Origin of the sequence: Massilia frigida (genome assembly GCF_011682175.1) — a bacterium.
In the GTDB taxonomy this organism is placed as follows: domain Bacteria; phylum Pseudomonadota; class Gammaproteobacteria; order Burkholderiales; family Burkholderiaceae_D; genus Telluria_A; species Telluria_A frigida.
Map to the genome: position 1 here is coordinate 1 of NZ_WHJG01000152.1, position 746 is coordinate 746.

Annotated in this window: 1 protein-coding gene; it reads left to right on the plus strand. The window is 51.6% G+C overall.

The genetic code is table 11. The features are described from left to right. Nucleotides 1-206 precede the first annotated feature (206 nt). Nucleotides 207-638: a DUF4265 domain-containing protein gene (locus tag F2P44_RS34440; RefSeq protein WP_167094595.1), complete on the plus strand. Its 432-nt coding sequence runs from the start codon at nt 207-209 to the stop codon at nt 636-638. Nucleotides 639-746: the final 108 nt, after the last annotated feature.

Here is a 746-nt window from a genome sequence, read left to right on the forward strand (position 1 = left end):
AAAATGAGATTAGCCATGATTCCGCCGCCGTAACCGATCAGATTTCGTCCGGCATCACTAAAAAGCGATGAAAAATCGTGCTCTCCTGATGTCGGCCAGTTCAGAAAAATCGTTTTGCAATTGGCTCATGTAATTTGAACGCAGCAATAGCGGGTATGCCAAAGAGGGTATGCCTTGCGTAGAAAGGGGAAGTTGTGGCGCAGCATATGGAAGATAATACAAGCGACGGTAGTACCGGTCAAAAAAATGCATGCCTGATGAAGGTTTTTGTCGCAATGCGAAACGGCTCACCGGTGTTCGAGCAGCTACCCGTACGCCAGCTCAGCGAGAAAACGTTCGAATTATTGTCATCGCCCGGTTTGGCGCTGAACATGGCCAAAGGTGACGTGATCGCCATCGAGGACCCGCATAAAGCACCTGTTGTGCTGCAGCGTGGCGGCAATTTCTGCATGCAGATTTATGCCGATGCGCTCGCGCCGGAAACAATTACCGAGCTCGAAAATGATATTGCATCGAAGTTAGGTGGCACTATTGACGGCATTTATCGTGGCAATCTATCGCTATCGATTCCGGCGTCCGTGGGGATGGCCAGCATCGACAAACTGCTACAGGCTTTTACCGCATGCCCTTATACATAAGTCAGTCACCCCAGCCCGTCGCGTAATGCACGTAAGGTCTCCGCCGAGGCGTGCACTTGATCGAGCCCCTTCCAGATCGTCTTGACGCCAGGTTCGCCATCGCTGTTG

Bases quoted from the DNA above. Each gene is read 5' to 3' on its own strand.
- F2P44_RS34440 (WP_167094595.1), top strand. From the start codon at position 207: ATGGAAGATAATACAAGCGACGGTAGTACCGGTCAAAAAAATGCATGC.